Raw genomic sequence first — 7,994 nt, forward strand, 5'->3', positions numbered from 1 at the left:
GTTCTTAATTATTACTTAAATTCTTAAGGGTTTAACTTTTAACTTGTTGATTAATAAGGGTATGGTGCGTTTTATGTCTGGCCATTCAATTATTGGTGTGAAGGGGGCGTGAGATATTAATGAACACCCGCGAAATTTTTTTTGTTAATAACATTTTAAATTTGAATGCGTATTTAAACGAAATAATAACATGGCGGTTAAGGCTGTAACCAATAAAAACTCAAAACTCAAAGGAGCGCTTGCTATTTTGAAAATAAAAAAACAAGGTAAAAGAAGAGGTAATGGCATTACGCATTGTGATAAATGTACATCGAGCCCTTTTACACAGTCGTAAAAATCATGGCGCATCTTTTATAGGCTGGAAGAAGGATTTTATCAGGCGCTAATGATGCACAGTTATAAATTCTTAATAAGACGTTTTCAGGTGCATGGCAATAACGTGGGCGTTATGTTGCTGCTCAAGGCCATTCATATGATATGGCTCTGCAACACTTTATAGCAATATGCCCCGAAGCACCTCGGTGGCTTATATTAAGGATAATGATGTATGAAAAAATTATCAGCAGCTGCGTTTGCATTTGGTCTGTTATCTGTGTCTGTATCTCAGGCATTGGCGGCGGATGCCACCGTTAACTTCAGCGGAACCATTCTTCAGGAAGCCTGCAGTGTAGATACTTCAGACAATACTGTTAACGTTCAGCTAGGCACCTACGGTGCTGCTCAATTCCCGACGGTAGGGACAACGACCCTTCCTGTTCCTTTCGCCATCAACTTAACGGGTTGTCCGGCTTCAGGTGGTCCGACGGCTGCACTGGTGACCTTTTCAGGGGCCGCGGATGCGGCGGGTGACCTGGCATTGACCGCAGGCGGCGCATCGGGCGTTTCCATTAATATCAAAAAAGCAGATGGTACCAACATTGATATTAACTCTACCGATTCCGGTATTGCGCTGACAAGCGCTACGACCCAACAACTCCGCTTTACCGCTAATTACATCAGTACTGCGGCTTCTGTCACCGCAGGCGCGGCTAACGCCGTCGCCCAGGTAAACATCTCGTATATGTAATTTTTGACATGCAGCGGAGGTGGTAACACCTCCGCTACCGGAGCATCAATGAAAGCGTTACTTGTTTTATCTTTAATGACGTCATGTTTGCTTTTTTCAATAAATAGTCATGCGGCGGTTTCGGTCGGCGGGACCCGCCTGGTTTTTCATGGTGATGAAAAAGAAGCATCGATTACTGTAAGCAATACGAACAAGGGCATTCCCGTTCTTATTCAGTCATGGGTGGACGAAGGGGAGAATAGCAAAGCTAAGGCCCCGTTTATGATTACCCCACCATTGTTTCGTCTTGAGCCCGGCCAGGACAATACTTTGCGCGCGGTTTTTACGGGGGCAAACCTTGCGCAAGACCGTGAGTCATTATTCTGGCTAAACATTAAGACGATCCCTTCAGTTAAAAAAAACGAGGTACAGGAAAATACATTGCAGTTGGCGATCAAAAAAAGGCTGAAATTTATTTATCGTCCTTCAGCTGTAAAAGGCTTGCCTGAAGAAAACGCGGATAAACTTGTCTGGAAAAAAATCGGTAACCAGATTCAGGTGACTAACCCAACGCCGTTTTACATGAACTTCAGCGTCATTACGGTGGGCGGAAAGACGTTTAAACCCACCTTGCCAGAGCAGACCTATGTGGCACCAGCAACAGAACGGCTATTTACCATTCCTGCAGGAGCAGTCGGTAACACTATTAGCTGGAAAATAATTAACGATTACGGGACGAGTGGCAAAGAGTTTCACTCAAAATATTAATTTCTTCTGATTACATCTGATTAATGGGTATGGAATTTTGGGTCAGTTCAATTTCAATATGAAATATGCATGCTTCTTGATGATGTCTGCGCTATTCAATGCTCCAGCCATATCGTTTGCGGATGAGTTTTTTAATCCTGCTTTGCTTGAGGTTCGCGAAGGAGAAGGTGCGCCGACGACAGACCTCTCCGTATTTGAAGTCGTCAATGGACAGCCAGCAGGAAACTACCGGGTAGATATCTACGTCAATAACGAAATGGTGACCGCAGATGCCCGCGATGTGATGTTTTCAAAGAACCAGGATGGAAAGCTGGAGCCCTGCGTCACGTTGGCAGAACTCGGCCAATGGGGAGTTGATACGGCCTCATTTCCAGAACTCGCCGTCAGTGATAGCGAATGCGCCAATCTTGCGGGCATCCCTGATGCATTTGCCGACTTCCAGTTTAACCGCCAAAAGCTGAATCTGAGTATCCCTCATGCGGCAATGAATACGCGCAGCCTGGATGAAGTGCCTATTGAACGTTGGGATGAAGGTATTCCAGCCCTTCTCCTCAATTACAACATGAATAGCTATCAGAGCCGATATAAGGGTGCAGAAACTTACGAAAGCACGTATTTGAACCTGCGTCCCGGTCTCAATATCGGTCCCTGGCGTCTGCGCAACTACACCACCTTTGAGCATAGTAATCAGAGTGGAAGTAAATGGGACAACGTCTATAGCTATCTTCAGCGGAATATTGTCTCTTTGCGAAGCCAACTGACGTTAGGCGACAGTTCAGCACCAGCTGATGTCTTCGATAGCGTGCCATTTCGTGGTTTTCAGATGGCCTCGGATGATGACATGCTGCCTTCCAGCGTACGTAACTATGCGCCTGTGATTCGAGGGGTTGCCCGCAGCAATGCCCTGGTCACCATCCGTCAGAATGGTTACGTTGTCTATGAGACCAAAGTGGCGCCGGGGGCGTTCGAGATCTCCGATTTGGCCTCCACCGGAGGAGCAGGCGATCTTGACGTGACCATCAAAGAAGCCGACGGCAGCGAGCAGCACTTGCGCATCCCCTACGCATCTTTGCCTGTTCTACAGCGTGAAGGTAAGTTTCGCTATAGCGTTACGGGCGGTCAATTCCGCGCCTACGATTCTCACACGGAAAAAAACCTGTTTGTTCAGGGCACCGGAATTTATGGCCTTCCGTGGGGCTTTACGCTCTACGGCGGCGTGCAAAACGCAGGCAATAAATATCAGTCATATGCGTTGGGGGTGGGTAAGAATATCGGTAGCTGGGGCGCCTTTTCCGCCGACGCCATCCATTCCCGCTCCATGTCGACCGATGCCGGCAGGCAACAGGGCCAGTCGATCCGGGTACGCTATAGCAAAAATTTCCTGCAGACGGGAACAAATTTTACCATCGCCGGCTATCGCTATTCCACCTCCGGATTTCGCTCGCTGGAAGAAACGCTGGGTACCTACCGTAGCGATAATAACATTCCTTCTTATATCACCGATCGCCGGCGTAACCGGGCTGAGCTGTCGCTGAATCAGGATCTTGGCGATAACTTTGGGGCGTTGAATGCATCCTTGATCAGCGAGGATTACTGGCAGAACGAACGTAACAGCCTGTCGGCAAATCTGGGCTATTACAAAAATTTCAACGCGATTGGTATCAGTCTGAACTACTCCTGGAACCGGAATACCGGGCTCTATGGCCATGCCGAACAGGATAATGTGGTCTCCTTTGAGATCAATGTGCCGCTGGATAAATTCCTCAACCGGACATACGCCTCATACGGGACAACCCATGCGAGTGGAAACGGAACCAGCCACAACCTCCGACTGAATGGTTCAGCCTTTGATGATGCCAGTCTTGACTGGGGGATAAACGCGACGCTTGCGGGGCGCAGCGAACAACAAGTCGTCGGGGGTAACGTCAGCTGGAAGGCAAGCCACGGAACGTTAAATGGTTCCTACAGCCGCAGCCGCGACAGCCAACAGCTGGGGTATGGCATAGCCGGTGGGGTAGTGATTCATGAGAATGGTATCACGCTGTCCCAATCCCTGGGTGAAACTATTGGTTTAGTTAAGGCTCCTGGCGCAGAAGGCATTGGCGTCAATAACTACGCCGGTATCTCAACGGATAGTCGGGGTTACGCGATTGTTCCGTATCTGACCCCCTATCGCCGCAATGATATTAGCCTGAATAGTAAAACCCTGCGGGACGATACCGATATCACCTATATGACCAATAAAGTCGTCCCCACCCGCGGGGCAATCGTTAGAGCAGAGTATAAAACCGCCATTGGCCACCGTGTCCTGATGACGTTAACGCGGCCTGGGGGTAAACCGGTCCCCTTTGGCGCGATGGCGTCGCTGCTTAAAAGTGAAGAAAACGCGTCAATTGTCGGTGACGGCGGAGAAGTTCTGCTGAGCGGTTTACCGCAAAAAGGGACGCTGCAGGTGAAATGGGGGAATGGCCAGGGGCAGGAAACCACCTGTCGGGCGGATTATATAGCCCATAAATCTGCTGGCGCGTCCGGTCTCTGGAACGCGACGAGCGTCTGTCAATAACTCTGCGCCCTTGAGCAAAGTAAATAGCCGTCCTTACGAGGAAGAATAAAATGAAGTGGTTTGTTTTTATGTTCGCGGCAATCGCGGCGACGCTGATGGTCACCCCTGAGGCTAATAGCGGATCGTTTGATCCGGTAACTGGTGCTTATACTACGGATCCGATAACCGTCACGCTGACGCCAAAGACCGTAGCTGCCAGCACGTCGGTAATCGCGAATGGTGAAAAGGTTTACTGGGCCACTAGTACATATGCCCAACTATCAGGCCCGTTTTACTGGGGACCGCATACCTACACCATGGATAGCGCCGCTATTGCTACAACAGCAGCCACCCGTATGAATGCTGGTGGATTGTGTACTGCAACCGCCAGCGGTACATCTCTTACCATAAGCGGATGTTTCTCCTTTACGGACATTTACACTATCTACGTGGGCAAAAGCGCCTCTTGTAAATCTTTTTTTAATTTCTTTAACGATATAAATAGTTCGTTAACCTCTTTCGGCGATTTTGTTGGACTTACTTTTAGCTCTGGTACAGGAACAGTAGTCAATAGGCAGTTGAACAAGACGTCTATACCAGATGTCCATACGACTTCTATTACTTATCCAAGTCAGACCCTATTACCACCTAATTCCTGGCCCACCTACAATACAAATTTGCAGGCGACACTATCCGCAAAAACGCCGCCTTATATCCACCTTTATTGCAACGTATCGCAAGGTGGCCAGATCTCGCGGGAGAATGGCGCTTACATGTCAAGATCTTTGGATATAGTGCCTGCGGCCAATAAACCCGCTTATCCCCCGACGATTAGTTACTCGCTGGCGCTCCCTATCACCAACAATATCACCGTAAATATCCGTAATATCACCGCGATTGACATTCTCCCAAGGACGGTATTTAACACCGGGACTATCTCCGCCTGGCGCACAACCTATATGGAACAACCGCTTACCGTAACCGGGCAGGGGAATATCACCCGCAATTTTGGCGCATACCAGAACTTTAACGTTCTTGAATCCTGGACCTGCGCGACAACAGGGCAAATCGATTTTCGAATAATGCGCGACAATACCAACGCCAACGTTTGTACGGGGGCGACCTATACCCATCCGGTGCAGACGCCACAGTCGTTGACGGCGCAGTGGAAAGCGCAAAGTTCGACCGCATCAGGCGCATGGAGCGCCAGGGCTACGGTGACCTTTACGCTGCCGTAGAGTATTGGCTTAATCGTAACGCCCGGCATCGTTTTATACTGGCGATCTCGCCGATGGCACGAGCGCGCCTCGCCTGTCGCTCAAAGAGAATGACCCTGACACGGCGGCCAGCAGTGACCGCCGCGCTGCGTTTAAGTTATACCCAAAACAATATGCTAAAAACGGTTAAAACGACAATACAAGCGATATTCAAAAACAGGCCGCTATGCATCATCTTTGCCTTTATCCCAATCGACCTGTTCACTATTCATTTCAAAGGTTCCCTTAAGTTCTGGCCTGAATAAGAGGTAAAGAATCGCAATAGCGACAAGCAGTAAAACGATCATTGCCGGGAAACCGCACTTCATCCAGTCAAAAAAGGAGAGCCCCACCTCGGCGGCGGCAATCGCATTCGGTGGACTGACGCCATCCCGCCGATGAGAAAATTTTTATATTTAATAAAAACAGGGGCATGTTGAAACGGGATGCATTTGATGGTGCCGATAATAGGAGTCGAACCTACGACCTTCGCATTACGAATGCGCTGCTCTACCAACTGAGCTATATCGGCCCTGCAAGAGGTGTTCACGAGCGTGAATCACGAGGCAAAAGGTTAGAACTTAGCGGGCGATGCGTCAATAGCCAGTGGAATCAACTGCCTATTTTTGCATCGCCCGTTCTCATTTACGCACGAATGGTATCGTCGCCGAAACCAATCCACTTATAGGTGGTTAACGCTTCCAGCCCCATCGGGCCGCGGGCGTGCAGCTTCTGGGTGCTGACCGCCACTTCCGCGCCGAGGCCGAACTGGCCGCCGTCGGTGAAGCGCGTGGAGGCGTTCACATATACCGCGGAAGAGTCCACTTCATTGATAAAGCGGTTGGCGTTACGCAGGGTGCGGGTCAGGATGGCGTCGGAGTGCTGGGTGCCATGTTCGCGGATATGGGCGATAGCCTCGTCCATATCAGCCACCACTTTGACGTTCAGATCCAGCGACAGATACTCGTCGTCATACTGCTCCGCTTTCACCGGCTCGACCTTCGCTGGGCCGTTTTGCAGCGCGGGGAGGGCGGAAGGGGCGGCGTGCAGGGTGACGCCGCTCTCGGCCATCTGCTTGCTCAACGCCGGCAGGAAGGTATCGGCGATGTTGCGGTGCACCAGCAGCGTTTCCACGGTATTGCAGGTGCTCGGCCGCTGGGTCTTGGCGTTGACGATGATCTTCAGCGCGGGGGCGATCTCGGCGGTTTCATCCACGAAGATATGGCACACGCCAATCCCACCGGTGATCACCGGGATCGTTGACTGCTCACGGCACAGCTTGTGCAGGCCCGCGCCGCCGCGAGGGATCAGCATATCGATGTATTTATCCATCTTCAGCATTTCGCCCACCAGCGCGCGATCCGGGCTCTCGATAGCCTGTACCGCGGCGGCCGGCAGACCGCACTCCTGCAGCGCCTGCTGGATCACCTTCACCGTGGCGGCGTTGGTGCGCCAGGTCTCTTTCCCGCCGCGCAGGATCGCCGCGTTGCCGGTTTTCAGACACAGGGAGGCGACGTCGACCGTCACGTTAGGACGCGCTTCATAAATCACGCCAATCACCCCCAGCGGGACGCGGCGACGTTCAATACGCAGACCGCTGTCCAGCAGCCCGCCGTCGATCACCTGGCCGACCGGATCGGCCAGATTGCACACCTGGCGCACATCGCTGGCGATGCCGCTCAGACGCGCCGGGGTCAGCGCGAGGCGATCGAGCATCGCTTCACTCAGGCCATTGGCGCGAGCTTCGGCTAAATCTTCCGCGTTGGCGCGCAGAATATCATCGGTCTGCGCTTCCAGATAATCGGCGATCTTTTCCAGTACCTGATTCTTTTCCCGGCTGGAGAGTAACGCCAGCTGCCAGGAGGCCGCTTTGGCGGCAATGCCCATTTGTTCCAGCATTTTCAGCTCCTTAACGGATGATCATATCATCGCGGTGGACGGCCACCGGGCCGTATTCATAGCCCAGAATGGCATCGATTTGCTGCGAGTGCTGGCCGGCGATAAGGCGCAGCGCATCGCTGTTGTAGCGGCTGACGCCGTGAGCGATGTCGCGTCCTTCGCTATTGCGGATGCGGATCACTTCGCCGCGGGAGAAGTTGCCGCTGACGATTTTGATCCCTTTTGGCAACAGCGAGCTGCCTCTTTCGAGGATCGCCTGGGTCGCGCCCGCATCGACGGTGATTTCCCCCGCTGGCGGCGCGCCGAAGATCCAGCGCTTACGGTTCTCCAGCGGAGACTCCTGGGCGTGGAAGCAGGTACCTACCGGCAGGCCTGCCATCGCATGGCCGATGACGTCCGGGCGGTTCCCGGCGGCATGGGCACCAAGCTGCAGGCCGCGGACGTCGCCTGCCGGGCGGGGATTGATACCATCATCGCCGCCGGG

At 52.0% G+C, this 7,994-nt stretch carries 6 protein-coding genes and 1 tRNA gene; 4 read left to right on the top strand and 3 right to left on the bottom strand.

Annotated features, from left to right (window positions below; translation table 11 throughout):
- Positions 1–547 precede the first annotated feature (547 nt).
- From KHQ28_RS26165 to KHQ28_RS26180, 4 genes are read left to right on the top strand one after another with little or no spacing between them, the layout of a single operon-like run.
- Entirely contained in the window at positions 548–1,066 is a 519-nt protein-coding gene (locus tag KHQ28_RS26165; protein WP_004183106.1) for a fimbrial protein, read from the top strand.
- Between the two features lie 48 nt (positions 1,067–1,114).
- Entirely contained in the window at positions 1,115–1,813 is a 699-nt protein-coding gene (locus KHQ28_RS26170) for a molecular chaperone (RefSeq protein WP_004183108.1), read from the top strand.
- Positions 1,814–1,850: 37 nt separating this feature from the next.
- Positions 1,851–4,376 (top strand): fimbria/pilus outer membrane usher protein, encoded by a 2,526-nt coding sequence (locus KHQ28_RS26175; RefSeq protein WP_223175056.1) that lies wholly within the window; start codon positions 1,851–1,853, stop codon positions 4,374–4,376.
- Positions 4,377–4,426: 50 nt separating this feature from the next.
- Positions 4,427–5,593 carry a hypothetical protein gene (locus KHQ28_RS26180; RefSeq protein ID WP_032419366.1) on the top strand — a complete coding sequence of 389 codons (1,167 nt, stop codon included), beginning with the start codon at positions 4,427–4,429 and terminating at the stop codon, positions 5,591–5,593.
- 474 nt (positions 5,594–6,067) lie between these two features.
- Here KHQ28_RS26180 and KHQ28_RS26190 read toward each other — a convergent pair.
- The 3 genes from KHQ28_RS26190 to KHQ28_RS26200 all read right to left on the bottom strand — a co-directional run.
- Positions 6,068–6,143 (bottom strand) — tRNA-Thr (locus KHQ28_RS26190).
- A gap of 113 nt (positions 6,144–6,256) precedes the next feature.
- A complete protein-coding gene (gene proA / locus KHQ28_RS26195; RefSeq protein ID WP_004147253.1) occupies positions 6,257–7,510 on the bottom strand; it encodes a glutamate-5-semialdehyde dehydrogenase in 1,254 nt (417 codons plus the stop codon).
- Positions 7,511–7,520: 10 nt separating this feature from the next.
- Positions 7,521–7,994, bottom strand: a 474-nt coding sequence (locus KHQ28_RS26200) for a PUA domain-containing protein (RefSeq protein WP_323131620.1), incomplete at its 5' end; no start/stop codon positions are given.

It is taken from the genome of Klebsiella sp. 28 (genome assembly GCF_018223905.1).
Lineage (GTDB): Bacteria > Pseudomonadota > Gammaproteobacteria > Enterobacterales > Enterobacteriaceae > Klebsiella > Klebsiella pneumoniae.